Source organism: Nostoc sp. ATCC 53789 (assembly GCF_009873495.1).
In the GTDB taxonomy this organism is placed as follows: Bacteria; Cyanobacteriota; Cyanobacteriia; order Cyanobacteriales; family Nostocaceae; genus Nostoc; species Nostoc muscorum_A.
In genome coordinates, this window is record NZ_CP046703.1 from 5,112,501 (window position 1) to 5,136,889 (window position 24,389).

Below are 24,389 nucleotides of genomic sequence, written 5' to 3' on the forward strand. Positions count from 1 at the left end.
CGCTCCCGAAGGCACTCTTCCCTTTCAAGAAGATTCGCGACATGTCAAGCCTTGGTAAGGTTCTTCGCGTTGCATCGAATTAAACCACATACTCCACCGCTTGTGCGGGCCCCCCGTCAATTCCTTTGAGTTTCACCGTTGCTTAAGCGTACTCCCCAGGCGGGATACTTAACGCGTTAGCTACGGCACGGCTCGGGTCGATACAAGCCACGCCTAGTATCCATCGTTTACGGCTAGGACTACTGGGGTATCTAATCCCATTCGCTCCCCTAGCTTTCGTCCCTCAGTGTCAGTTACGGCCTAGCAGAGCGCCTTCGCCACCGGTGTTCTTCCTGATCTCTACGCATTTCACCGCTACACCAGGAATTCCCTCTGCCCCGAACGTACTCTAGCTATGTAGTTTCCACTGCTTTTATCTAGTTGAGCTAGACTCTTTAACAGCAGACTTACATTGCCACCTGCGGACGCTTTACGCCCAATCATTCCGGATAACGCTTGCATCCTCCGTATTACCGCGGCTGCTGGCACGGAGTTAGCCGATGCTTATTCCTCAGGTACCGTCATTGTGTTCTTCCCTGAGAAAAGAGGTTTACGACCCAAGAGCCTTCCTCCCTCACGCGGTATTGCTCCGTCAGGCTTTCGCCCATTGCGGAAAATTCCCCACTGCTGCCTCCCGTAGGAGTCTGGGCCGTGTCTCAGTCCCAGTGTGGCTGATCGTCCTCTCAGACCAGCTACTGATCGTCGCCTTGGGAGTCCATTACACTTCCAACTAGCTAATCAGACGCGAGCTCATCTCTAGGCAGTTAACCTTTCACCTCTCGGCACATCCGGTATTAGCCACCGTTTCCAGTGGTTGTCCCAGACCTAGAGCCAGATTCTCACGCGTTACTCACCCGTCCGCCACTGTGTCCGAAGACACCGTTCGACTTGCATGTGTTAAGCATACCGCCAGCGTTCATCCTGAGCCAGGATCAAACTCTCCGTTTTAATTGGAAAGCTCTATAGCTCTTTTAGCTGCTCTTTTTTAACTTCAGCTTAGTTATCTTTTTATTTTCTTGACGCAACACACTTGCTGTATAATTGCTTTCAAACTATAATATTTTCAAGGTTCGGTATCCCTTTTCGCGAGTCGCTTCAAGCTCTCCGCTTCAGGCACTTATTCAATATAGCGAACACACTCCCTTGTGTCAACTATTTTCTCCAAAATTCTTTTGGACTGTTTCTTTGTCACCTGAAACTTCCCACAGTGCCGGGTTCTAGGCAACAATGGTTTATGCACTGTGCCAACTAAGGATGGGGGAAGCGTGAATTTTCAATCGGTAATAGCTTTGTTGCATCACTTCTGGGGTGAGCGCGGTTGTCTCATCGCCCAGCCCTACGATATTGATATACCTAATGTTGTAGTAATGTCGGTGGTGCATCTAATCTATATATAGATATTTGTAGATAGTTGCTGGAGTATTAGGATTACTGTTTGATCTTTGAAAAAGCTCTGTACATAGCGATAGCATCCATCTGTATTTACCTTGTCGCAGGAGCCATACGGCAAAATTTTATACACTTGCTACGCAATTTGCTTAAGTTTTGATAACTCATATCTCTTGCCAAAAGCCGATCGCTCAATTTCACTCATTTCAGAATTTGGGCAACTTACAGCTATGATATGACAAAAAATTAATATTGACTTAATACTAAAAATACTGTCTGCAATAAGCCGATAACAAAACCTAAAACACCACCTAAAGTCACAATGGCTTGCAATTCATTTTTGACAATTCCCTCGATAGCAGCTTCTAAATCAGCAGGTGAAGTTGATTTCACCCGGTCAACTATCACTTGATCTATCGATAAAATCGGAATTGCCTGTGCCACAATTATTTCTAAATCTTTTTCCAAATACTTGTCTAAAATTAGAGCCAACTCTTGACTCATCACTTCTAAAGAAGTACTGACAACCGGTGAAGTACTAAGACGATTCAGTAGCACTACAGCAATATTTTCCCAATCAACAGAATCAGTTAATCCTTGTAAAAAATCGCTGCCACTATTTTGTAAATAATGGCGGACACTTTCGCGGGTGGTCTTTCGCAGTTGTCGCACCGTACCCATCGGCAAGTTTTGTAGTGATAAGTTTTGCAGAAATTTCCTAATGCGATCGCGTATTTGTAAATCTTGAGTCAATTCCTGCAAACGATTGTTGGTAGCTTCTTTCTCATCTAAGCAAAAAGTTCGTAGCCGTGTAAGAGTATTACGTAAGCCAAACAAATTTGCTACCACCCAATAAGTACCACTGGTTTTTTCGCGGAACCCTTCATCAATAATTTGAATGGTGCGATCGGTCAAAAAATCAACTATCGCTTGGCGCAGCATATCCGGTGGTAAAACTACTTCTAACAACCAATCAGCAAGCCTTGTCGCTTGTTCTTCACTCAGTTGAAATTCCAGCAATATTTGGTCAAAAATTTGATTGATTTGCGCTTCCAAAAAGTCTTCACGTCGCGCTAAAACCTTGAGTAACCGAGGTAAGGATTCCCCTAGCAAATCCCGCAAAATTCCCGCGACAATTTTGGCACTTTTCTCGTTTTTTTCTGTGTTGATTTGTTCAATCGCCAATCGCAACAACCAGAGAATTGCTGCTTGCACGCGTTCTGTTTGCAACAAACGCCGCGCCAAATTTTGCAATTCTTGTGGTGTCAACAGTGACCCCATAATGGTCTTGGAAATGTTCAGCGCTAGACGTTCCTGGTTGCGGGGAATCAAGCCAGGCGTGAAGGGTACTCTTCGTCCAGCAATGTAAATTGCTTTGTAAGGACGGAACAACATTTTGATGGCTATATCATTTGTGAAATAGCCAATAATTCCACCCAGTACCGGGGGAGACACATAAAGCCAAAGATGAGACCAGTCCACAGGATTTTGGATTTTGGATTTTGGATTTTGAATTCTAGATTAGAAATTAGGGATTGGGGATTGGTAATTGGCGGTTATTAGTTATGAGTTTTTTTTCCACTAACTACTAACGATTTTCCATTAGCCATTACCTATTCCGCAGTCCCCAATCTAAAAGACGTTCGCAGAGTCGCTCTAAGCGAAGCTATGCCATTGGCTTTACGCCACGCTATCCCAAATCTAAAATCTAAAATTTGCTGACTACCAGCACTCCCATCATACCGTTCGCAATGGGGTAGTGTGTGGCAACAGCAAAACCAACTTGACGCGCTAACTCTATTTGCTCTTTGCCTATGGGAAAGCGGTCTAAGCTGGGACTGATGTAAGCATATTCTTCTTTTAACCCTAAATAATTGGCAACTGGCACCACGAAACTATCCAGATACAACTGCTGAAAGGCACGTAACTGAGGATTACTCGGTCGATGAAAGTCCAAAATTGCAGCTTTAGCACCCGGTTTCAAAACACGGTATAACTCTTGAAGACTGCGAGGAATATCTTTAACATTCCTTAAACCATAGCCCATTGTTGCGGCATCAAATTGGTTGTCGTCAAAGGGTAAATTTAGTACATCTGCTTCTACCCAGGCGATGCCTACGGCGGGCAAAGCCAACGCAGGTTGAGGGTATTGCTTTTGGGAACGTTCTTTAGCAGTTTCTAGCAGGTTGCAGGAAAAGTCCACTCCATATACATATCCTGTAGCTCCCACGCGCCTTGCCAAACGTAAAGCTAGATCGCCACTACCGCAGCACAAATCTAATGCAGTATCACCCGATTTAGCCGCACTCCATTTAACTGCCATTTCCTTCCAAATTCTATGCTGTCCCAAACTCAACCAATCGTTCAATTGGTCATAAACTGGAGCAATACGGTTAAAAATGGATTGAACTTCGTTAGTCATTGGTCAATAATTCATTGGTCATTGGTCATTAGTCATTCGTCATTTGCCAAGGGTAAAAGACAAATGACATAGACGCGCTAGCGGCTTCCCGCAGGGTAGGACAAATGACAACTACACAATGGGTTGATGGTATCCACTGCTAGTCAGAGCGATCGCTACCAGTTGTGCTGATAAATTAATTAGCATTAATTCATCTTCCCGCAAAGTGCAAGGTTGTTTCCACTGTAGCGATAATACGCCCAAAAGTTCATTATGGTAGCTAATTGGGATAACTAAATGTGCTTGCACACCAGTATTTTGGTAGTGAGTAGCATCAATTAGTTTAGTGTCTTTAGGTATATTTAAAGAAACTTGCATTTGCCCAGTGGCGATCGCTTGCGTTGTTAGTGGGTCAAGAGATAGCCAATTCTCTATTTTACCTGTATCGCTGTAAGTTCCTTGAGTTGCAATCAGAGTATTTCCATGTGTAAGTTGTAAAATACAGCCTTCTGTCCCAAAAGTCTCACTCACAGCCTTGGCGATTGGAGCAAGAGTTTCCTCTAAACTAGAAGCTGCTTGAGTTACCTGTACTAAAACACTCAGCAGCGCCATTTGAGCATGAGCGCGGCGTAATTCTTCTGTACGTTGCTTGAGCAAGTCGTAGGTTTCTGCTGCTCTTTGCACCACTGCCTTGAGTTCTCCTGGGTCCCAAGGCTTGGTGATATATTTGTAGACTTGTCCAGCATTAATCGCCTCTACCAAGTCTTCAATATCAGTAAATCCGGTGAGAATTATCCTCACCGTATCGGGAAACTGAGGTACAGTTTTGCTCAGAAATTCAGTTCCTTTCATTTCTGGCATCCGTTGATCGGAGATAATCACAGCTACCTCCCCTTCTGCGGCCAAAACTTGTAGAGCGTTCACTCCACTATCAGCTTTCAGAACATTAAAGTCGCGTCGAAAGGTGCGATAAAGGAGATCGAGATTATCTGGCTCATCGTCAACTACCAAGATTTTCAGCTTTTTTGGTCGTTCGAGAGTCATTACTTGATATTGGACTTTATCAATTTCGACACTGGGATTATCCATAAGATATTTCCTTTAAATATTCACTATCTTGTTATATTCCATACCAAGCTTAGTTGAGAATAGCTAAAAATTGTCAAGGGTTTATACGGAGCTATTTTGCATATTTTAAAACTACAAGAGTGAGCTATACAGAGGAAATTTACCTGCCCAAATATCTGAATTAGGAAATATTGCACCAAAAAAACCTACTAAATCAGCATAGCGATGGCGATTTTAATCATAGTAGGGTTTATGTAAAAGTACACGCGGTAGGGGCAATAGCCTGTAGGAAGCACTACAGATGAAGCTTTACTCCTCTACCAGACCCTGCACGTAGCTTTCTTTGCCGCAGGGGTACGCTACTGCTTGCTACACTACCGCTAGTTCCTTGATGCCGGGAAACCCTTCCACCGTAATGGCTTACGCTTTCCGTCTAGATGAATTGCCCTAAGAAGAAAATTAGGGTTCAGCTAAAGTTTTGCAGTTAAGATAGCACAGTAAAGGCACATAAATGTGCGTAGTGTTACTAGTAGAATGGCTTGGAATTAGAGTGGTTGAAATTCCAATCTCCTGCCTCTTTCTGAACTCAAGACAGTAGGTCTGGGTAATTCTATAGATTAGAATAAGACTTGCTCATGAGGTGTTAATCATCCTCTCAAGTTGAAGCTCGCATCCCGATTATGACTGATCTACCACCCAACGCTCAGAATCCCGAAGAAAATGCTACCAACGATGTAGCACAAGAGTTACTACGAAGACTGAGGCAAAAACAAGGCAACTGGGTGGAATGGGGAACGGCGATCGCCTCGTTGCTAAAAACCGGTTACAACCCCCAAGAAATTTTTGAGGCGACTGGATTTGAGCCAATTCAACAAAATCAGGTAGTTGTTGGTTCTCAAGTTTACAATTCTTTGGAAAACTCTGGAGTATCGGAAGAAACGCGATCGCACTATGCCATACGCGGCAGTGATGTTTTATATGAACTCCGTTTGCTCACCCAAGAAGAACGCGCCGCCGCTGCCGAACTGATCTTCTTCCACAATGTTGATGCTGATGAGGCACGGGATATAGCAAAAGCAATTAAAGAATTCTCCTATTACCGCACTTTACCAGAAGGGTTTTCTGCCCATCCTGGAGATGCTGTTGCTCATCAAGTTTGGAAACTGGCACGCCAAAATGCAGATTTACAACAGCGATCGCGCCTAATCGCCAAAGGTTTACGTTTTGCTCATACGCCAGGTGCAAGGCAAAAAATCGAACAACTACTGACTGATTTTACTACCGTTCCCCAGCGTCCAGCGCCAATTTTACCCTTTTACCGTCTGGAATTTGAAGAACAATTACCCCGAATTTTGCCCGTAGTGGGTGAGTTGCCATTATCACGGCAAGATTTGCAAGCTGTGCCAATATTGACAGAAATTGAACCATTTCGTCTGGTTAAGTTTTCTGGAGAGCAAGCTTGGGTTCCATTACCAGGATGGCAAGTGCTATTGGCGGCAGAAGATCCAGTAGTGATTTTAGCGAATAGCGATCGCTTTCCCATCCAAACCCAAAGCCAAGTTGGGCCCGTTGTAGTTGTGATAGATCGTGCCAAACGAGAATGGGATGCCTCTAGCTATTTTGTTGTTGAAAAGGGTGGTGAATTAGATTTTCAGTGGTTTGAAACTGAGCCAGAAATTCCTTTACTAGGACAAATTATTATCATTGTGCGTCCTAAGAAAATTCTGGATGAAGAATTAACTAAGGATTCCTGGCAAATTGATGAATAATTGAAGAAGAATTCAGAATTCAGAATTCAGGAGTCAGAATTCTGAATTCTGTTTCGATAAAATTTCGTGTTAATTTTCTAAATCTTTGTTGCTAACAGTTGTGCTGCTCATTTGTTCTCGCAAAATTGCAACTTGAGAAATCATGATCTTCTCTAATCCCCCAGTTTCCATCGCTCCTATCCAACGAATCATTGATGAGAGAAATAATTCTTTGAGGTAGGCAAAAGAAAAGCCTTCTGTCAATGCAGCCATCTGATTTACAGCCTGCTCAGATAATCCCATTTCACTGTTTAATTTATCATTCCACAATGTGATGTAGGTTTCTCGTTCTGGAAACGCTGGCAGATCAAAATGATATTTCCGATCAAAGCGGCTGGGGCGATCGCTAATTGCTGAATCTAAACGTTCTGGATGATTAGTGGTTGCAATAGTCACAATTCCTTGATTAGAGGCAAAACCATCAAGCTCATTTAAAAAGAAAGAGCGGTTTTCATCATTTAAGAGAGAATCAATATCTTCTAATACCAAAACACAAGGGGCAGATTGCCGTGCTTGTTTGAATACTTTACGGATATTGTCGCTATCAGTAGCATATTCAGACTTAAAGCTTTTAACGTATAAGCAAGGCTGCTGCATTTGGTTAATCAACGCTTTAACTGTATGCGTTTTTCCATTTCCTGGTGAGCCAATAAATAAAATGCCACGTTTCCAAGGAACGCTATAATTTGCGTAAGTTTCGCGGGAGGCAAAGAAGTTTATTAGGTCATCTTGAATATCTTGTTTAAGAGTTTTATGCAAAACTAGATTTTCAAAAGTTGAGCTTTGAATAGATTGAAAGAGTTCGGGATTTTTATCCCAGCAACCATCTTCAAAAACTAACAGTTCATCACGAATTTCTGAGTTCCACTCACAAACTGCGGCAAAAAACTTTTCAGCTACTTCTGAAGTATCTGCCAAAATCCAAGAATAACGAGTTTTACAATAACCTTCATTCCAACTCATTAAGACAACATCAAGTTTATTTCCTTGCCATGAAACTTGAAATCTGGCATTTTCATTATATTTATAAATCTCGTTATCCATGCCATTCCAACCAGTAAGTATCTGGTTATGGATATGATTATCATGTTTAATTTTGCAGAAATTTGCCTCAGCGTACTTTTCTAAATTGAAAGAACTATCATTACTTTCTAGCAATGCTTTTTTAGGATAAATAGCTGCTAGCTCCTGACTAACATGATAGGAAATAGCATTATTAGATAAGCTAAGACCTTGTGTAATTATTTTTTGAATTTTCATCTTTATTTATTTTTCTGGTTAGTTAGAGCTTAGAAAGATATCAAATTAAGCTAATCTAACATTAAGATGGCTGAATTGTGAATTCTTGCTTAAAGAATTATTCTTCTAAATATAAAATTTGATATGTCAGACTCTAAATTTACTACTCCTGTGGCTCAAGAATCCCTCCACTCAGAATTGTCTGAGCGATCGCCTGTTCCTAACCTGAGGGAGAAGATTCTCGCAATTCGCAACAGTCTACGCCCTGGACAACAACAAATGGCTGACTGGGGATCTGGTCCTTTGGCTATTTCTGCCGTTCCTGGTGCAGGCAAATCTACTGGGATGGCGGCGGCGGCGGCGATCGCGATCGCCCGTCAATATGAACGTTATGCCCAGTCGCGCCCATCCTCGCGTCGTCATTTGGTAGTCGTCACCTTTACTCGCTCTGCTGCTGCCAATATTAAAGCGAAGATCCGCAAATTTTTACGAGATGATTTATCTTTACCCCAGACGGGATTTTTTGTCTATACTCTACATGGTTTAGCGTTAAATATTGCTAGCCGCCATTCGGATTTATCCGGTTTGCAGTTAGAAAATGTCACATTAATTACACCAACTCAAAGTCATCGCTTTATCCGAACTGCTGTAGAGCAATGGATTGCCAATAATCCCGGAATATATTTACGGTTATTAGAAGGTCATCAATTTGACGGAGAAGAGACAGAAAGGTTGCGTCGTCAATCGGTGCTACGAACAGAAGTATTGCCGGAATTGGCGAATACGGTAATTCATGAAGCAAAAAGTTCTGGGATATCGCCAGAAAAACTGCGGGAGTGGAGTAAACAAACCACAGACGAATATACAATTTTGAGCGTAGCGGCGGGATTGTATGAGCAATATCAAAACTTAATGCGATCGCGTGACTTTATCGATTACGACGATATGATTTTAGCCGCACTGCGCGTTTTAGAAAACGACAGCGCCCGCCGCATTGAGCAAAACCAAGTTTTCGCCGTCTTTGAAGATGAAGCCCAAGATTCTAGCCCCCTACAGACACAACTGCTAGAAATTTTGGCGAGTGATGGGCACAAAGGTGATAAATCATCAATCCTGACTCCTCACACCTCACTAAATTTAGTCCGAGTTGGCGACCCCAACCAAGCAATTAACTCTACCTTTACCCCAGCCGATCCGATTTATTTTCGGCAATTTTGCGAAGAGTGCGATCGCATCGAACGATTGGCAACAATGGATCAAGCTGGTCGCAGTACGAGAATTATCATTGAAGCTGCTAACTTTGCCCTCAAATGGATCAATAATCAATCCTTAGCAAAAACGAATAACGGACAACAGACTCCTGACAACCGACAAGTACCATTTCGCTTGCAGACAATTCGCCCTGTTGAAACAGGCGATCCACAAAAGAACGCCAACCCAGCACCAATCGGACGGGGATTAGAACTTTATACCCCGCATGACATTCATCACACCGTTGAATTATTGTCTCAAAGAGTAATCGAGTTATTTGGCGAAGACCCAACACAAAATAGTGCAGCGATTTTAGTACGGGAAAATCGCCAAGGAAGATGGTTATCAGAGGCTCTAGCACCTGTATGCAAAGAGCATAATATTACACTTTACGATGTGGGAGAACGCGATCGCCGTTCCCATGTTCCCCAAGAGATTTTAGCATTGCTGCAATTTTGCGATCGCCCCCACTCCCCGGATTACCTGAAATCCGCCTTAGAAGCATTAGTACAGCGCCAGTTAATTCCTACTCAAGACCTCAACGCCCTTGCTAGTCTCCCAGAAGAATTTTTGTATCCAGGCCCCCTAGCAGCACCCCAGACAGAAACAGTCCAAAAGGCTGCACGCTTGTGCCGCAATTTACTTCGCGCCCGCTTGGAATTGCCCCTGTACCAGCTAATTTCCTTTCTCGCCTTGACTTTAAATTACGACCAGGCAGAATTAGCAACTGCTGACAAACTTGCAGAACGGGTAAACCAGCAGATAGCTGGCAATAGTTCAATGGGGGGAATGCTGTCAGCCTTAAGTGAAATCGTCAGTTCCGAACGGTTTGAACCAGTGGAAACTGAAGATTCGGAAGAACGTTACACTCGTCGCGGTCAACTGACCATTATTACCATGCACAAAGCCAAAGGGCTAGATTGGGACTATGTATTTCTTCCCTTTCTCCACGAAAACTTGATTCCTGGTAGATTTTGGGTTCCTCCCCAAAGCCAGTTTTTAGGTGACTTTACCTTATCAGAAGTAGCCCGCGCCCAAATTCGGGCTGCTCTCCACGGGGAATCTACCATACCAGATGTTACGGAAGCATGGGAACAAGCAAAGCATTTGAAAATATCTGAGGAGTACCGTTTACTCTACGTTGCGATGACACGGGCCAAGCGTCTGGTATGGATGTCAGCAGCGCAGAAAGCCCCCTTTACTTGGAGTAAACCAGAGAATTTACAAGAACAAGCGCCTTGCCCGGTATTTCCAGCGTTAAAGCGCCAATTTCCTGAATGTGTGGCGAATTTAGCGGTAATGGCTAAATAAGGACGATCAAAAGTTTTCAGAAATTGCAGGAATTTAAAGGGATTTGCGATCGCAGCATCCCAGAATATCTGTATAAAATAAATTATCTCTTGTGGAATTTGCCATTTGGAAATTGGTGTTATACATTGGTGTTCAGCTTTTAATCGGAAATTTATTTATCAATGAAAACCCAACAAATCAGTTCCACCACAATAGAAAATAGACTCACCAAAACGAAAAAACAGTCTTTTCCTGGCATGAATATTGGTAGCCCTAAAGTACCATTCCGCCAATGCAAGAAAACAGCACAACAGCATGAATTACTTAGTGATTGGGAACACGCGAGTTAATTTAGTGACATAGCCTTATGGCAAATTACAGTTATGATTTTGGCTTCTGTGCAACTCTCGGTATCCGATCGGGCATTAACTGAGAAACCATTGTAAATTAGGGGTGCAACGGATTTTTTCGGTCTATTGCCATAAGCCAACAATCTGAGTATTTCCCTTCATGTAGTTCATGGGCTGGCAATAACTTTAATTTCACAAAACCGCATTTTTCATAGCAGCGAATGGCACGAGGATTATCAACGTGCGGGTCTATGACAATTTTATGAGCTTGCAGATGTTCAAAAATATAGGTGATAATTGCTGACAGGATTTTTGTACCAATTCCCTTATTCCAATAGTCGGTTTCACCTATGAACAAATCAATTCCGTAGACATAATCAGTTTGTTCAAGATGATACAATTGTCTATCAGTTTGGGATAAGTCATTGAGCGCACAATACTGCAAATAACCAATGGGAATATTTTGATAGTAGAACACACACGGAACAACCGGATCATCTCTCTCGATCATAGGTTTGTACGTTTCTATAATTCTTTCTAAAGGAAAAGGATTATCTCTTCCTTCATAAAATTGCAAAACTTGTGCATCAGTTAACCATTTTGCGAGCAACTCATAATCATAAATTTCATCTTGCATTAGACGAATAGCTATTTCGTCTTGTTGAATTAGCATATCTATATATATTTTCTAACGAGTATTCAAATAATTATAGTTTGTTCAAAATATCTATTATCTTGCAAAAATTATGAAAAAAAAGGGGAATTCCATGTCCACTTTGTAAGAATGAAATTCCCCTTAAATTTTTGCCTTAGCTCTAACAAAAGATAAAGATGCCAAACTTAAATTTGCTTAATTGCCACCAGACGTAACAGCTTTATTATGTATAGCAGTGTCTTCAGGTTTTCTCTGCCATTTACCATCGTTGCCCGGTTCGTATTCATTCTTTACACTATTCCAAGCAACATCACGCGCACCCTCTTCACTAAAACCATTACTTTGAGCGGCATTTAATGCTGCTACAAAAATCTGCTGTGCGTGTTCAGGTAACTGTTCTCTAATTTCATTGGGCAATTCATTTATTGTTTTATCAGCCATAAACTTATCTCCAATTATTTCAACTTAAGTTCATACTAAAAAACTGGCAGTATAATTTCCTCTTTCTAGAAGAATAGAAGTAAATAATCATACTTTTGGCTGAGTCAGGCAATTTTAAATCAGCGATGCAATGATATTGATACTCATGGCTAAAATTGTGGTATTGAAAAAGAACGATAATATGCTATGCAACAAAGTCAAGCGTCTCATCTCGCGCGATCTCGTCTCCACATCTGAAACTTGGCTTGTCATGCCAATTACAAATGAATAATATAAAAATTCCCAATAGTCTGGAGAGTCGTTATTAGGAAAATCTAAACCTGCGATAATTTCTTCACTATGATTACGATTAATATATTTGTAATAGCTGTGTGCATATTGCACTGCAAACATTGTATGTACTAATAGCCATGAACCGACAATGGTCATAATTGCAAGTATGACATGTAGAATAAGCAGAATTGTTGACAACTCTTTTTTATCAGTTAGTAAAAACCCAATGGCTAAAACACTAGCACAAGCCGCAGCTATCACCAGCATGAATATAGCTAAATGTCCTTCATATTGATTCTCAGCATAACGGCGAATTTTTTCTGGTGTAGCCTCGATCATTTTCCACCAAGTTACGGCTAAGAAAAAGTCAGCACCAAAGTTCCAAGCGCAGAGAATGCGAGTCGGTAAGTGCAGCCAACGTGGAAGTATTACTGAAATTAATACAGCGAGTGCGACAGCAATTATAAGTCTGGGTCGAGGGTCAAAGTTTTTAAATAAGTTAAGTTTCACAAATATTGCGATCGCAGATGTTATCCAATTAGATTTAATTACTTTGTAATCTCTCTTAAAAGGCTACGGTGTAAACACAAGTAAGATCCAGAAAGCCCTCATGTAGAGACGCGATTTATCGCTTCTGAAAGACTGACATGTTAGAAAGACGCGATAAATCGCCGTCTCTACAAAGAATATACTCCTCAATTATTCCTTGACAAACTACTATTTCCAACTTGTGTATACACCGTATAATACTCAACTAATTACGAATTACGAATTATTTCAACTTGGCTCTAATCGTTTCTATTCGTTGACGATTAACACCCAAATCGCTTTGACCTAAGCGTGAAGCGGAACGAACTTGGATCGTATTGGCATTTCGGTCTAGATAAAACTCTACATCATCCACAAATCCCAATAAAGCACTTTTAAATTCTGCATATAAATAATCTTGGCTTTCGGTAATAATTTTGGTTCTTGGTAAGGACTGAATAATCTCTTTAAGATTAGCGATCGCTTCTTGTGGGCTAGACGTAAAAGTCAATGGTGCAATTTTGTGGGCTGCATCTGCACTCTGACTGGAAACACAGTTAGGAGAGTTAGGACAGGATGCTAATTTACCGTTGCTAACACCTAAATTATTCGGTCGTTTGCCAGCAAAAACCATAATTACGTCTCCAGGTAAGTAAATAACTATAATCTCACACATTTACTTGAACCACTGTAATGCTTTGCGGCGATCGCATCTTCTGGCAAATGACAGATTCCTTAAAACATCAGTGATGCGTTCGCTCTATGATCCGGTAAGTATCGTCTAGGCGAAGACAGATTATGACGCAAACAATTTCAATCAACGACTCCGGGCGTTTGCAACTCACACCGCTAGAAATCCCATCCCGTCTACTGTTAGGGCCTGGGCCATCCAATGCCCATCCCACAGTTCTCCAAGCGATGAATACCTCACCAGTTGGGCATCTTGACCCAGCTTTTCTCGCCCTCATGGATGAAATTCAGTCATTGCTACGCTACGTATGGCAGACAGAAAACCCACTCACCATTGCAGTCAGTGGTACGGGAACAGCCGCAATGGAAGCAACGATCGCTAATGCTGTTGAACCTGGTGATATAGTTTTGATTGGTGTGGCTGGTTACTTTGGTAATCGCCTCGTAGATATGGCTGGACGTTATGGTGCTGATGTCCGAACCATTACCAAGCCTTGGGGACAAGTCTTCAATCTAGATGAACTCAAAACAGCCCTAGAAACTCATCGTCCGGCTATTTTGGCTCTAGTTCATGCCGAAACCTCAACAGGCGCACGGCAACCATTAGAAGGAGTTGCTGATTTATGCAATGAATTTGGCACTTTGCTGCTGGTGGATACTGTGACAAGTTTGGGTGGCGTTCCGTTATTTTTGGATGCCTGGGGAGTTGACTTAGCTTATAGTTGTAGCCAAAAAGGGTTGGGTTGTCCGCCTGGTGCTTCGCCTTTTACGATGAGTGCGCGTGCAGTTGAGAAATTGCAACAGCGCCAAAGTAAGGTTGCAAACTGGTATTTGGATATGTTGTTACTGGGTAAGTATTGGGGCGCTGAACGCACCTATCACCATACAGCACCCATTAATTTATATTATGCCTTGCGGGAAGCACTACGTTTGCTTGCAGAAGAGGGATTAGCAAACTCTTGGCAGAGGCATCAAAAAAACGTAGAGTATCTCTGGGAAGGGTTAGAGAATTTAGGACTGAGTATGCATGTTGAGCAGGAGTATAGACTACCAACGCTTACCACTGTCTGTATTCCAGCAGAAGTAGATGGGAAAGCGATCGCACGGCAGTTACTCAATGAACATAATATTGAAATTGGCGGTGGTCTTGGCGAACTAGCAGGTCTTGTCTGGCGCGTGGGATTGATGGGCTTTAATAGTCGAAAGGAAAGTGTTGACCAACTTTTAGCAGCACTGCGGCAGGTTTTACCTAAGTAGTTTTTGCTTGAAAATAGTGCGTTAACAGTAGCTTAACGCACTTGATCGGGCACTACAATGATTACCAATTACAAGAAGCAACCAAGTTAGCTACTATCTCAACTAGTTCGTCTGGATCAATTGGTTTAGATACATGAGTGTCAAAGCCACCTTCCAAGGCACGGATACGAGCTTCAGCATCAGCATAAGCTGTTAAAGCAATAGCTGGGACTCGTCCACAATTGTTTGATTTGAGCGCACGAAATTTGCGGATGAAAGTGTAGCCATCCTCCCCAGGCAACCCAATATCAGAAATTAAAACATCGGGCTGTAATTCGGACAATACCTTGTGCGCCGCATCCGCTGATATTACTGGTATAACTCTTGCTCCATCCATTTCCAACACAGTAGTGATGAAAAAGCGAGTATCATTATCATCCTCAATTACCAGAATATCTAAACCAGCAAGAGTTCCAGAAGGTTCCATAAATGAAATTTTATCGTAAATTAAGGGTTTAAATCCCCATTTTGAAAATGTCTTTATGGTCTTTCCTACATGCTTGAAAAGTCAGATACCTATCCCTAAAATAATTAATCATTCGTAATTACAAATTACGAATTGTTAACTAACTCCTCAGTCAATACTTCTCGGTTAAGGGGAAAAGGGGAAAGGGAAAAGGGAAAGAAAAAACCCTTAACCCTTACCCTTTAACCTTTTCCCCAAACCCGATTCCGAGTTAAAAATGCAAAACCCGAGCAGTATTGACTCCTCACTTGTCTAAAGTCCTTACACTCAGTACTTGGGGTGGTGTCGAATCTGGTGGATAAATCACATCTACCAGTACTATCCGCTTGGTGGAAGGTGGAAGTACAAGCTGTACCAATGGTTCTAACACCTGACCAGTTCTGTGCCATAGATGTACGTAGCGCGTCTTTTGTTGACCTTGGTCATCGAAGTAACGCAGCCGCACCGTACCACGGAAGAAGGGAAAATCTAAGGATGGTTTGCGGAAACGTACACCACCTTGGGATAATTTATCTTCCTTCAAAGGTGTTTCTAAAGTAACGGTAACGGTCTGATTTTGGTTGGTATTGTTGCTTAAAGGTAAGGTGAGTTTATATTCCACCCCATAATTACCATGTGCTTCATACTGGAGTTTGGACTAAAAAGCTAGAGAAAAGCAGTCAGCAGTAACACTGACTGCCGTAAAGTCAATGAAAGTAATCGATAAATCATTGACGTGATGATCCTGACACAACTAGAAAAATTCCGCCAAGGTATCTACGATTGTTTGGGAAAGGCCAAAGATGCAGTATTTGAATTGATGGATGCAGTATTAACAAGTCCGAGTATCCCATCGTTTGTAAGCTTGTCACAAAGCCCAGTATTTCGACGGCAATGGTCGAGCATTTATGCAGCACTACATGATAGTCGTCCACCAAAAAGAAAACTGATGAAGCTACTGGTACAGGAGGTAGTGACGGATGAACAGCCATTTCTAGCAGGAGATCATAGCTTTTGGGCAAGACCAGAAGCGAAGACACTAAAAGAAAGAACTTTTCATGGGGACTCCAGGGGAAGCATAGGCATCGGACAAAGTTACAGTACGTTAGCGTGGATACCAGAAGCGGATGGGAGTTGGGCATTGCCGTTAAAGCACGAACGGATCACCAGCTTTGAAACGCCAACAAGTAAAGCCGCATTCCAACTTAAACAAATAACCCGTGAGTTAGGCAAAAGACCGCTTGCTGCTTATGACCGAGGCTACGGCAACGCCAAATTTGTCCAAGCCACGGAGAAGATTGACGCAGACCTGTTGCTGCGTTTAGCTTCTAACCGATGCGTATGGGGTACACCCGGTACTTACAAAGGACGAGGCGCACCGTGTAAACATGGTCATAAGTTTAAGTTCAATGACTCGGAAACTTGGGCAGAGGTAACTGAAACTCTAGAAGTTGAAGACCCGCAAGTTGGTCGAGTAAAAGTCATGCGCTGGAGTGGGTTTCATTTTCTTCAATCTCCAAACCGGGCAATGGAAATCATTCGCGTCGAGGTGATCCAACCAGTTGGACGCAATCGTAAGTTCCAACCCTTATGGCTAGCTTGGTTGGGTCAGACAATGCCTCCATTAGAGGATCTCTGGCAAAAATACCTCCGCCGCTTTGCTCTAGAACATTGGTATCGATTTGCCAAGCAGAGGTTATATTGGACACAGCCTCAGCTTGGCTCTACTCAGGCAGCAGAGCGATGGAGTGACCTGATGCCATTGTTAACTTGGCAATTATGGCTAGCTAGACTTGCCTGTATTGATTCCCCCTTGCCTTGGCAATCGACTCAGGATAAACTGTCTCCAGGACGCGTAGCACAAGCCTTTCCTCTAATTTTAGCCACTATTGGCACTCCTGCTCAACCCCCGAAAACTCGCGGTAAATCACCTGGGCGTGCCCAAGGGCATCAGCCACCTTCGCGTAAGCGTTATCCCACTGTCAAAAAACACGCATCTAAAAAACCTAAAACCGAAGAATCACTTAAGAACGCTGATCTAACTGCTGCTTAGTTTCTGCTTCTTTTTCAACGATTCAACTTAACTCAGCCTCTAAAAGAAGTTGGGTAACTTTTTCTTGCTTTCTATTCATTGCTGCTAAATGCCAATTAGTCCAAACTCAAGTTCATAAGCCGTATCTGGATAACGTACCAGCATTTTGGCCGTTTGGATTTGTTGAGTACCCAATCGACCGCTCCGCAATGTGTCTAAAACATAAGAAATAGCTTTGCCACGCTGGGGAATAGTCAGATTTGTGCTTTGAGGATTATCCAGCAACTTTGCTTGCCACTGAGAACCTTGTGATACACCAGCTACACGCCCATAAATTAGTGCGCCACTGGTAGCATTTGGAGGAGTCGGAGTTTTATCTCGCGGCCCGGCAAAGTTCCCGTTATCTAGTAAAGCTTGCCATTCTGCAAGAGTCGGTGGGCGTTCTGTATTATCAGAATTTTTCTTGGCAAACATTGCTAAACTTGCCGTATAAACTTGATCGCTACTACGCAACCTCATAAAGCTAGAGCGACCATTCACAGGCTTTTCTAGATTTTGTACAGGAATCGGATGATTTAGCAACATCCGGCTTTGTCCTGGCGGAATTATCAGCTTTGCAGGGAAATCAGCTTGTCTAACACCCCGGAGTACATCACCAACAGCGCGATCGCCTGGTCCAGAGTAAGCTTTACCATCGTTATTTTCTACATAGGGTGGTAAGGTAACAAATGGCGCATCTTTCATCAAGTAACTCGCCGCTTGCAACACATCCACTGTTACAGGTTTTTTGCCAGGGTTATGCAGAATTACACCCAGGTATAGCGTTTGTAAATCCTTGGGAGTGTGGGTGTAGTGGTGAGCAAATAAGTCAAAGCGTCCCTTGAAGGGGAAATTCAGGTGCGCTGCTGCAACTTTTTTACCCTTTGTAGGAAAAGTAGAAAGTAAAATACCCTCAGTTTTGATCCATTCTGGGCTATTGCTATTAAAAACGGGTATTGTATCCAACTTACCTGGTAAAGCCAGAACTACTCCTGGTTGCAGGATTTCTTGGGGTGCTTGAGGTGTTTGAGCGATCGCTGAATTCTTTTTATCTGCTGTGCATCCAAAGGTTTGAGTTATAGCAAGTCCTAATAGAAGTGTGAATATAGGTAGTGGTAATTTAGCCAGCATAAATTTGCGGGTCGATCACGCTGTAGTGTCAGATATAACAAGTTATTATTACAAGTTCATAAAACCGAATTTCTGAAAATGCGTAAGTATAGCCCGCACTTCTCTACGAGACGCTGCACAGCAATTCTCATTATGAGAATTGCTGGTTCAGTTAAGCATTTCTTTATTCTCTCAGTGCCCTCTGCGTCTCTGTGGTTCGTAAAAAAATTGACTAAAATAAAACTGCTGTATCTGGTATTACTCACTAGCTCACTGCGAGAAAAAACCAACAAACAGTAAAGGCAAAAGTATTAGAAGGGACACAATTAATACGAGGGTTGCCGGCTCGATTTTAATCTGGTTCTTTTGTGGATCGCGCATTTGGCTTGCTCTCGAAAAATAAGTACATTAACTCAGCCTAAAGGATGTTTATTCCTTTTTCCAAGCCCAATCAGGTTGAAAAATGTAACTTTTTAGTAACTTTATCGTCCTATCAGCTTATTTCTTCCAAGGTAGTTTAGTTCCCATTTCAGTCAATGCAGAAAAAATGAGATAGAGGACGAGCAATCCAGCACCCGCAAAGAAAGCCAGTAAATCGTTATCCATAAATGCGATTTGCTAAAACTTTGCTAATCATAGCTAAATCTACTAATCTTTAGCATTTTTCTGAGCCTGCAATCTTTGGTCTTGTGGATGCAAACTGTACCAGCCATACCAGTGACGAACTGCTAGCCAAACGGCTGAAAGCAAACCCGCTAGGCTGAGGGTGAGGCCGCTAAATGGTACTAATAATCCAAAAATTGGTAATACTGCTCCAGCAATAGTGCAGATAATAGCAGCCAAAGAAGCACTGCGACTAGCTCCCAATCCCCATGTCAAAAACAGTAAGATGATGGAAATTAAAGTCCAAGCCAACTGAGCATTGATGACACGAGCCAGATAGGTCAAAACCAATAGACAAGCAAAGAAAATACTACCAGCGATCGCAACATTTCTGAAACTCATTGGTAGTGATAAATATAACAACAAAATCCACCACAAAAATATTGCTGGTGCTAGCAATAAAAGACGCGGAATTACCCCTGTATTACGAATCGGTTCGGTATTGGTAAACACTCCAAATGGATTTTTGACTGAAACATTCTCGTCAAATTTCCAAGTAAATTGCGTACTACGTCCGTCAGATTTAATATCGTCAGGTTCAATACCACTGGCAAAATTAGCGGGAGCAAAGTTAGCAATTGCTATGAGGCGGAAGTTAGATAAAATCTGTCCCCCTGCACTATAAACCCAGCGAGGCCCGCCTCTAGCCTGATAGGTGACTCGAAAGGTCGTTTCTTCTCCTGGTTGCAGCCGGAAGGGAAAACCATAATCTTCTGGATTGATTTGTTGCAATCTTGTCCCGTCACGCTCGATTTTATAGCTAGAAAGAAGTGTGTAGCCGTTGGGTGGCGGTGCTTCAAAGAAAAAATTATTAATATCCTTGAGTTTGTTAACCACTTTATAATCGGCAGTATAATTTGCCCGATAAATTGAGCTACGCCCTGGAACATCTACGCTTTGGTCAAGCTTGACTTGAATTTGCGAACCAGCCAAGCTCAAGAAGCGGTTAATTTGTCTTGTCTCATTTACCTTGACTATTTTGTTGCCAACTTGAGTGTTATATGAGTATGGCTCTTGAATAGAGTAGCGGACTTGGGGGGCAAGTTGTTCGAGCTTTTCACCTGCAACACTTTCAGCAACTTGAGCCACCTTTGCCTGTTCCCAATAGTGGTAGCGATTGCTTAAAGTTGAACAGAGAAAAAATCCCGGTACTAAGAGAACTAATACTAGAGTTAAATGTTGTAATCCGCGCAACAGTTGAGAATAGCCAACAGCCCATTCACCGATGAATATAAGCTGTTCCGGCTGGCTGCGACGGAGGGAAAAACTTATCAGTGCGATCGCAACTCCTAAAGCTACGATCAAAAATACTAGTAACAGTGAAGCTTTGAGCGCCTGGGTTCCAAATTGAACAAGCTCAATCGGATGCGTCAAATCGGGTAATCCGGGAATACCTTGAGCAGAAGATGACATTGGCTAAATTTTTGCAGAATTTGGAGAACCAGACCGATAAATTTGCTTAAAAGTTTCTGAATAATAGTTTTATTTAATACGCAGATATTTTCAAGAAGTGCTGCTGAATTGCTCAACGGCAACTGAGAACTTACACAAAAAATCTCTCAAATTCTTATTTATCTGCGTTCTCTGTAGCTCTGCATTATTCTGTTGCAAGTCTTATTGAGTCTACATCTTTTCTATTAATCATCCCTAAGTCTAATTATCTCAACATCAAAAACCCGTCCATCATGGCCGGGTTTTTGAGTTGAAACATGGGGCTATATTGCCCAAAGGTTAGTTATATAAGTTCAGTATAAAATCGATGCTCTGATTAGGGATACCGCTTGACTGTTATCGATTTCGGAAAATTAGCTAAAAATTTTTGAGTAGTCTTCCTTTCTCTTCCAAGCAGCAACCGACTGGTAGCGCTAGAGTGTAGGATTGAGAAATATTGATTTTCCGGCTTTTGCTGATGAATAATGGATTTGGTAGCTGGCAAGAATGGTTAACAGTATTCACCTATCTAGGTTTTACAGTCTTTATTATCTGGCGCGTGTTTACCGCCGAGAAGAATTAAAAAAGCTACATATCATTTCACCAGGGTCTTTTTGCTCAAAGGGTAAAACACCTCCACCTTGTTGAACCTTGACTCGTTCTCGGCAATTGTAAACCTCGGTGGGCCTTTTTACTCCATCTACACTAACGGTTGCCCTGTATTCCCAATAGTTTTTAGCACTTCGGTTGATGCTGAGAATGCAAATCTGGTGGTGTTGGCGTAGCCCGTTGTAGAAATCGTAATTGCGACACACTGATGCAAAAGCTGGTTGTGCTACGGACAAACTTAGTATCAATAGCAACATAAATATTCCTGCTTTTATCCTGTTCATAAAAAATCATTTAACATTAGGAACTCCGTAAAAATAAAATACCAGCTATAGGAGAGTCCTATAGACAATTTGTATTGAGCAGAAAAGTCTCAAACTTGATGGTGTTCATGTACCATACCCTAAGACCAATTCGTAATATCCTGCAAAAAGCCGGACTTCATGCGTCTACGACGTAATTGAGAAAGCCAGATTACATCTAGCTGGGTTTCCAGCATTTGTGTCTGTAGTCTTATTTTGAAGAATTGATATAACAATAATTTGCAAAAAAAAGCCAGTCTTAAGGACGATAAAATTGCGATTAAAAACAAATTTTGAGCAATCTCATATTGCACGCTGTTGTGCGGCAGTGCTGCTTTTCGGTCAAGTGTGGCTACATTTTATTCAGGGAAAAACTTACTACCGCAAAATTATGCAACATCTGGTGACTGCTGGGCCCTGTTCTATCTCTCCAGTTCTCCTAGTTAGCGGTTTTGCAGGAATGATTTTTACTATTCAGACGGCAAGAGAATTAGTCCGATTTGGGGCTGAAAATGCTGTGGGAGGTGCTTTTGCCTTAGCTTTTTGTAGAGAATTAGCTCCAATTTTAACCGCTAGTATTATGGCAGGACAAGTGGGTTCTGCTTTTGCAGCAGAAATAGGTGCAATGCGGGTAACTGAGCAGATTGATGCACTTTATATGCTCAAAACTGATCCCATTGATTATCTAGTACTTCCTAGAGTAATTGCTTGTTGTTTGATGGTGCCTTTGATGACGATTTTGGCTTTAGTTACTGGGATTATCGGTGGAGTTTTTGCCGGCTCATACTTTTACAAAATTATTCCCGAAACATTTTTAGAATCAGTCAGAAATTTTCTAGACCCATCAGATTTGTTTATTATTTTGTTAAAAGGGTTTATTTTTGGTTTACTGGTTGCTGTCATCGGCTGTAGTTGGGGTTTAACTACTAAGGGGGGAGCTAAAGAAGTAGGAGAATCGGCAACAAAGGCAGTTGTTACTAGTTGGGTATCCATTTTTATCATGGATTTTTTCCTTTCTCTACTCCTATTTGACCAGCCTGCATTTTGAAGGGAGCAGGGGGAAGGGGACAGGGCAGGAAAATGAGTGGTAACAGAGCTTGTCTATTCGCATAGCGTCTCATAGAAAAGTACAGTTTTCCTCCTGCCTTCATTTATAAATCTTTAGGTAATAAACATGAGTTTTGAAGCTTTTATGCAGTCCACCACAGACATCTCTAATTTTTTTGAATATACTTCATAACTTTACGAGAACGTGGGAATATATTAACTCGTAAATTAGCGCACCCAAAGCTAAACCTGCAAATGAAAAGATAGATGCAGTAAAAAAAGCTAGCCCTTCTCTAAGACCTGCTCTTTGGAAATCTATTCTGACTAATATAGTTGCCGAAATGATGAGTAAAGTATCAAGAAATACCCGAAACCAGGCAATCATCAGAAAAAATAAGAAAGCTGCTAAGACAGCAACGCCAAAAGACCTGACGTTTGATTTAAGCAAAATCCTGAGATAATAGGTCATTTTCGGCCAAGGAGTGGTCAACGTCACTATTAAAAGCAAGATTGCAACCACAGTCAGCACCCACACAAACAGAGGAGCGTGTGTTTCAGATATTACCCAGCCCAAGGTACTGTAACTAAGCAGTACTAACGCCAGGGACACCCAAGGAACTCTTTTAAAAATTGACATGGGTTAATATTCCGAGTACAAGGTCAAGGTATTATTCCATTATTAAATTTTATATAGGAATGCGCTTTGATTTTTGTTCGCCCAGCGTGGCGTAGCCATAATTATTTGGCTTAAGAGGCAACAGGAAAAAAGGCTCTTTGAGTTGCACCTAGCTTCGCAAAACTCAAAAATAAGCTTTATAGAAGATAGACTATTATAACTATTGATTAATAGCTAAACAATCATTTTCTGCCCACCAAGCGTAGATTGGCGTGTCGCTATCCGGTAAAGCACCAAAAGTATTAGGTTGCAATACATTTATCCTAATACCATTTGTTAATTCCACAACATAATTAACGTGTGTACCCAAATACATAACATTAATAAGCCGCCCTTCAAAGCAGTTAGCTGGCAAATTGGGTGGATAAAGCGAAAGCTGTATTTTTTCTGGGCGCACACTCACTACTACCGCTTGTGATAATTGAGATGGTGTATCTTCAGCGCGGTTAATGATAATTGAGAGTCCTGTTTTTGTGGAAATTTTAATACTAGAGGAGTCTACCGCTACGATTTCACCACTAAATAAATTAGTATCGCCAATAAAATCAGCAACAAAAGATGTCTGGGGACGTTCGTAAATTTGGCTGGGAGTGCCAACTTGTTCGATTTTGCCTTGGTTCATGACGGCAATACGATCGCTCAAAGATAATGCTTCTTCTTGGTCGTGTGTCACCATCACAAAGGTTACTCCTAAGTCTTTGTGTAAATTTGATAACTCAACCTGCATTTCTTTACGTAGTTTTAAATCTAACGCCCCTAAAGGTTCATCTAGTAATACGACGGTGGGACGGTTGACTAAAGCCCTCGCTAAGGCGACTCGCTGCTGTTGACCACCAGAAAGTTGACTGGGAAAGCGCGATCGCAAACTTTCCATTTTCACTAACTTTAAAGCGTCTTGAACTCTAATTTCAATTTCCGATTTGTGGATTTTTTTTAACCGTAGTCCAAAGGCGATGTTATCCCAGACATTCAAGTGATTGAATAGAGCGTAACTTTGAAATACAGTATTGACGGGTCGGCGGTAAGGCGGCACATTAGTCATAGACTGACCCTGAATCAACACTTTGCCAGCATCAGCGATTTCAAAGCCAGCAATTAAGCGTAGTGTTGTTGTTTTGCCACAACCGGAGGGGCCTAAAATACTAAAAAATTCTCCTTGTCTGACATCCAAGTCTATTCCGTGTACTGCTGGTTCTTGGTTAAAAAACTTGAACACGTTACGCAGTTCAACATCAAGTGGCTGAAAAGTTGTTATCCCCCTCTGATTCTGCATGACAATTTGAGCCATAATCCTTAGTAGAATGCCGTGATCTTACG

The 24,389-nt window shown here is 42.0% G+C and carries 19 protein-coding genes, 1 rRNA gene and 2 pseudogenes (1 of these 22 only partly in view); 6 read left to right on the forward strand and 16 right to left on the reverse strand.

Annotated elements, in window-relative coordinates; all coding sequences use genetic code 11:
• The 4 genes from GJB62_RS21235 to GJB62_RS21255 all read right to left on the reverse strand — a co-directional run.
• Positions 1-987, reverse strand: a 16S ribosomal RNA gene (locus GJB62_RS21235); it reaches 505 nt to the left of the window's first position.
• Between the two features lie 687 nt (positions 988-1,674).
• Positions 1,675-2,910, reverse strand: coding sequence for a DUF445 domain-containing protein (locus tag GJB62_RS21245; protein ID WP_114080526.1), 1,236 nt, complete (start codon positions 2,908-2,910; stop codon positions 1,675-1,677).
• Positions 2,911-3,136: 226 nt separating this feature from the next.
• The gene (ubiE, locus tag GJB62_RS21250) at positions 3,137-3,850 is read right to left on the reverse strand and encodes a bifunctional demethylmenaquinone methyltransferase/2-methoxy-6-polyprenyl-1,4-benzoquinol methylase UbiE (RefSeq protein WP_114080525.1); all 714 of its coding nucleotides are present in this window, start codon (positions 3,848-3,850) and stop codon (positions 3,137-3,139) included.
• Positions 3,851-3,961: 111 nt separating this feature from the next.
• Positions 3,962-4,918, reverse strand: coding sequence for a response regulator (locus GJB62_RS21255; RefSeq protein WP_114080524.1), 957 nt, complete (start codon positions 4,916-4,918; stop codon positions 3,962-3,964).
• A 659-nt stretch (positions 4,919-5,577) separates the two neighbouring features.
• On the opposite strand from GJB62_RS21255, the gene GJB62_RS21260 reads away from it, so the two are divergent.
• Positions 5,578-6,666 (forward strand): RuBisCO accumulation factor 1, encoded by a 1,089-nt coding sequence (locus GJB62_RS21260; RefSeq protein ID WP_114080523.1) that lies wholly within the window; start codon positions 5,578-5,580, stop codon positions 6,664-6,666.
• Between the two features lie 69 nt (positions 6,667-6,735).
• On the opposite strand, the gene GJB62_RS21265 is transcribed toward GJB62_RS21260, so the two are convergent.
• Positions 6,736-7,965: an ATP-binding protein gene (locus GJB62_RS21265; protein WP_114080522.1), complete on the reverse strand. Its 1,230-nt coding sequence runs from the start codon at positions 7,963-7,965 to the stop codon at positions 6,736-6,738.
• Positions 7,966-8,088: 123 nt separating this feature from the next.
• Here GJB62_RS21265 and GJB62_RS21270 point away from each other — a divergent pair, with 123 nt between their 5' ends.
• Positions 8,089-10,506 (forward strand): ATP-dependent helicase, encoded by a 2,418-nt coding sequence (locus GJB62_RS21270; protein ID WP_114080521.1) that lies wholly within the window; start codon positions 8,089-8,091, stop codon positions 10,504-10,506.
• Between the two features lie 161 nt (positions 10,507-10,667).
• Positions 10,668-10,835 carry a hypothetical protein gene (locus tag GJB62_RS36730; RefSeq protein WP_167755995.1) on the forward strand — a complete coding sequence of 56 codons (168 nt, stop codon included), beginning with the start codon at positions 10,668-10,670 and terminating at the stop codon, positions 10,833-10,835.
• A gap of 97 nt (positions 10,836-10,932) precedes the next feature.
• Here GJB62_RS36730 and GJB62_RS21275 read toward each other — a convergent pair whose 3' ends face one another.
• The 4 genes from GJB62_RS21275 to GJB62_RS21290 all read right to left on the reverse strand — a co-directional run bounded on the left by GJB62_RS21275 (position 10,933) and on the right by GJB62_RS21290 (position 13,366).
• Complete coding sequence (locus GJB62_RS21275; protein WP_114080520.1) at positions 10,933-11,508, reverse strand: GNAT family N-acetyltransferase; 576 nt, start codon at positions 11,506-11,508, stop codon at positions 10,933-10,935.
• A gap of 177 nt (positions 11,509-11,685) precedes the next feature.
• Entirely contained in the window at positions 11,686-11,931 is a 246-nt protein-coding gene (locus tag GJB62_RS21280; protein WP_114080519.1) for a ChaB family protein, read from the reverse strand.
• A 114-nt stretch (positions 11,932-12,045) separates the two neighbouring features.
• Positions 12,046-12,714, reverse strand: a complete 669-nt coding sequence (locus GJB62_RS21285; RefSeq protein ID WP_181852788.1) for a DUF1345 domain-containing protein — start codon at positions 12,712-12,714, stop codon at positions 12,046-12,048.
• A gap of 262 nt (positions 12,715-12,976) precedes the next feature.
• Positions 12,977-13,366, reverse strand: coding sequence for a DUF1499 domain-containing protein (locus tag GJB62_RS21290; RefSeq protein ID WP_114080518.1), 390 nt, complete (start codon positions 13,364-13,366; stop codon positions 12,977-12,979).
• A gap of 164 nt (positions 13,367-13,530) precedes the next feature.
• Between GJB62_RS21290 and GJB62_RS21295 the strand changes: the two genes are divergently transcribed.
• Positions 13,531-14,679, forward strand: coding sequence for an alanine--glyoxylate aminotransferase family protein (locus GJB62_RS21295; RefSeq protein ID WP_114080517.1), 1,149 nt, complete (start codon positions 13,531-13,533; stop codon positions 14,677-14,679).
• Positions 14,680-14,740: 61 nt separating this feature from the next.
• Here the strand turns inward: GJB62_RS21295 and GJB62_RS21300 are convergent, their stop codons facing one another.
• Both GJB62_RS21300 and GJB62_RS21305 read right to left on the reverse strand, forming a co-directional pair.
• Positions 14,741-15,145 (reverse strand): response regulator, encoded by a 405-nt coding sequence (locus GJB62_RS21300; protein ID WP_114080516.1) that lies wholly within the window; start codon positions 15,143-15,145, stop codon positions 14,741-14,743.
• 283 nt (positions 15,146-15,428) lie between these two features.
• Positions 15,429-15,809 (reverse strand): annotated as a pseudogene (locus tag GJB62_RS21305) (DUF3370 family protein); the annotation flags it as partial.
• A gap of 93 nt (positions 15,810-15,902) precedes the next feature.
• Between GJB62_RS21305 and GJB62_RS21310 the strand changes: the two are divergent.
• Positions 15,903-17,216, forward strand: a complete 1,314-nt coding sequence (locus GJB62_RS21310) for an NF041680 family putative transposase (RefSeq protein ID WP_159402443.1) — start codon at positions 15,903-15,905, stop codon at positions 17,214-17,216.
• Between the two features lie 111 nt (positions 17,217-17,327).
• On the opposite strand, the pseudogene GJB62_RS21315 reads toward GJB62_RS21310, so the two are convergent.
• The 3 genes and pseudogenes from GJB62_RS21315 to GJB62_RS21325 form a co-directional block, all read right to left on the reverse strand.
• Positions 17,328-18,365 (reverse strand): annotated as a pseudogene (locus tag GJB62_RS21315) (DUF3370 domain-containing protein); the annotation flags it as partial.
• A 627-nt stretch (positions 18,366-18,992) separates the two neighbouring features.
• Positions 18,993-20,420 carry a DUF456 domain-containing protein gene (locus tag GJB62_RS21320; protein WP_114084939.1) on the reverse strand — a complete coding sequence of 476 codons (1,428 nt, stop codon included), beginning with the start codon at positions 20,418-20,420 and terminating at the stop codon, positions 18,993-18,995.
• A gap of 581 nt (positions 20,421-21,001) precedes the next feature.
• Positions 21,002-21,304, reverse strand: coding sequence for a hypothetical protein (locus GJB62_RS21325; RefSeq protein WP_245245982.1), 303 nt, complete (start codon positions 21,302-21,304; stop codon positions 21,002-21,004).
• A 319-nt stretch (positions 21,305-21,623) separates the two neighbouring features.
• Between GJB62_RS21325 and GJB62_RS21330 the strand changes: the two genes are divergently transcribed.
• Positions 21,624-22,397 (forward strand): MlaE family lipid ABC transporter permease subunit, encoded by a 774-nt coding sequence (locus GJB62_RS21330; RefSeq protein WP_114084941.1) that lies wholly within the window; start codon positions 21,624-21,626, stop codon positions 22,395-22,397.
• A gap of 186 nt (positions 22,398-22,583) precedes the next feature.
• Here GJB62_RS21330 and GJB62_RS21335 read toward each other — a convergent pair whose 3' ends face one another.
• Positions 22,584-23,033 carry a hypothetical protein gene (locus tag GJB62_RS21335; RefSeq protein ID WP_114084942.1) on the reverse strand — a complete coding sequence of 150 codons (450 nt, stop codon included), beginning with the start codon at positions 23,031-23,033 and terminating at the stop codon, positions 22,584-22,586.
• 199 nt (positions 23,034-23,232) lie between these two features.
• Positions 23,233-24,360 carry an ABC transporter ATP-binding protein gene (locus GJB62_RS21340; RefSeq protein ID WP_114084943.1) on the reverse strand — a complete coding sequence of 376 codons (1,128 nt, stop codon included), beginning with the start codon at positions 24,358-24,360 and terminating at the stop codon, positions 23,233-23,235.
• Positions 24,361-24,389: the final 29 nt, after the last annotated feature.

Excerpts from the sequence above, each read along its gene's own strand:
- ubiE (WP_114080525.1), bottom strand. The coding sequence starts at position 3,850 with ATGACTAACGAAGTTCAATCCATTTTTAACCGTATTGCTCCAGTTTAT.
- GJB62_RS21255 (WP_114080524.1), bottom strand. The coding sequence starts at position 4,918 with ATGGATAATCCCAGTGTCGAAATTGATAAAGTCCAATATCAAGTAATG.
- GJB62_RS21260 (WP_114080523.1), top strand. The coding sequence starts at position 5,578 with ATGACTGATCTACCACCCAACGCTCAGAATCCCGAAGAAAATGCTACC.
- GJB62_RS21265 (WP_114080522.1), bottom strand. The coding sequence starts at position 7,965 with ATGAAAATTCAAAAAATAATTACACAAGGTCTTAGCTTATCTAATAAT.
- GJB62_RS21270 (WP_114080521.1), top strand. The coding sequence starts at position 8,089 with ATGTCAGACTCTAAATTTACTACTCCTGTGGCTCAAGAATCCCTCCAC.
- GJB62_RS36730 (WP_167755995.1), top strand. The coding sequence starts at position 10,668 with ATGAAAACCCAACAAATCAGTTCCACCACAATAGAAAATAGACTCACC.
- GJB62_RS21275 (WP_114080520.1), bottom strand. The coding sequence starts at position 11,508 with ATGCTAATTCAACAAGACGAAATAGCTATTCGTCTAATGCAAGATGAA.
- GJB62_RS21280 (WP_114080519.1), bottom strand. The coding sequence starts at position 11,931 with ATGGCTGATAAAACAATAAATGAATTGCCCAATGAAATTAGAGAACAG.
- GJB62_RS21290 (WP_114080518.1), bottom strand. The coding sequence starts at position 13,366 with ATGGTTTTTGCTGGCAAACGACCGAATAATTTAGGTGTTAGCAACGGT.
- GJB62_RS21295 (WP_114080517.1), top strand. The coding sequence starts at position 13,531 with ATGACGCAAACAATTTCAATCAACGACTCCGGGCGTTTGCAACTCACA.
- GJB62_RS21300 (WP_114080516.1), bottom strand. The coding sequence starts at position 15,145 with ATGGAACCTTCTGGAACTCTTGCTGGTTTAGATATTCTGGTAATTGAG.
- GJB62_RS21310 (WP_159402443.1), top strand. The coding sequence starts at position 15,903 with ATGATCCTGACACAACTAGAAAAATTCCGCCAAGGTATCTACGATTGT.
- GJB62_RS21320 (WP_114084939.1), bottom strand. The coding sequence starts at position 20,420 with ATGTCATCTTCTGCTCAAGGTATTCCCGGATTACCCGATTTGACGCAT.
- GJB62_RS21325 (WP_245245982.1), bottom strand. The coding sequence starts at position 21,304 with ATGTTGCTATTGATACTAAGTTTGTCCGTAGCACAACCAGCTTTTGCA.
- GJB62_RS21335 (WP_114084942.1), bottom strand. The coding sequence starts at position 23,033 with ATGTCAATTTTTAAAAGAGTTCCTTGGGTGTCCCTGGCGTTAGTACTG.
- GJB62_RS21340 (WP_114084943.1), bottom strand. The coding sequence starts at position 24,360 with ATGGCTCAAATTGTCATGCAGAATCAGAGGGGGATAACAACTTTTCAG.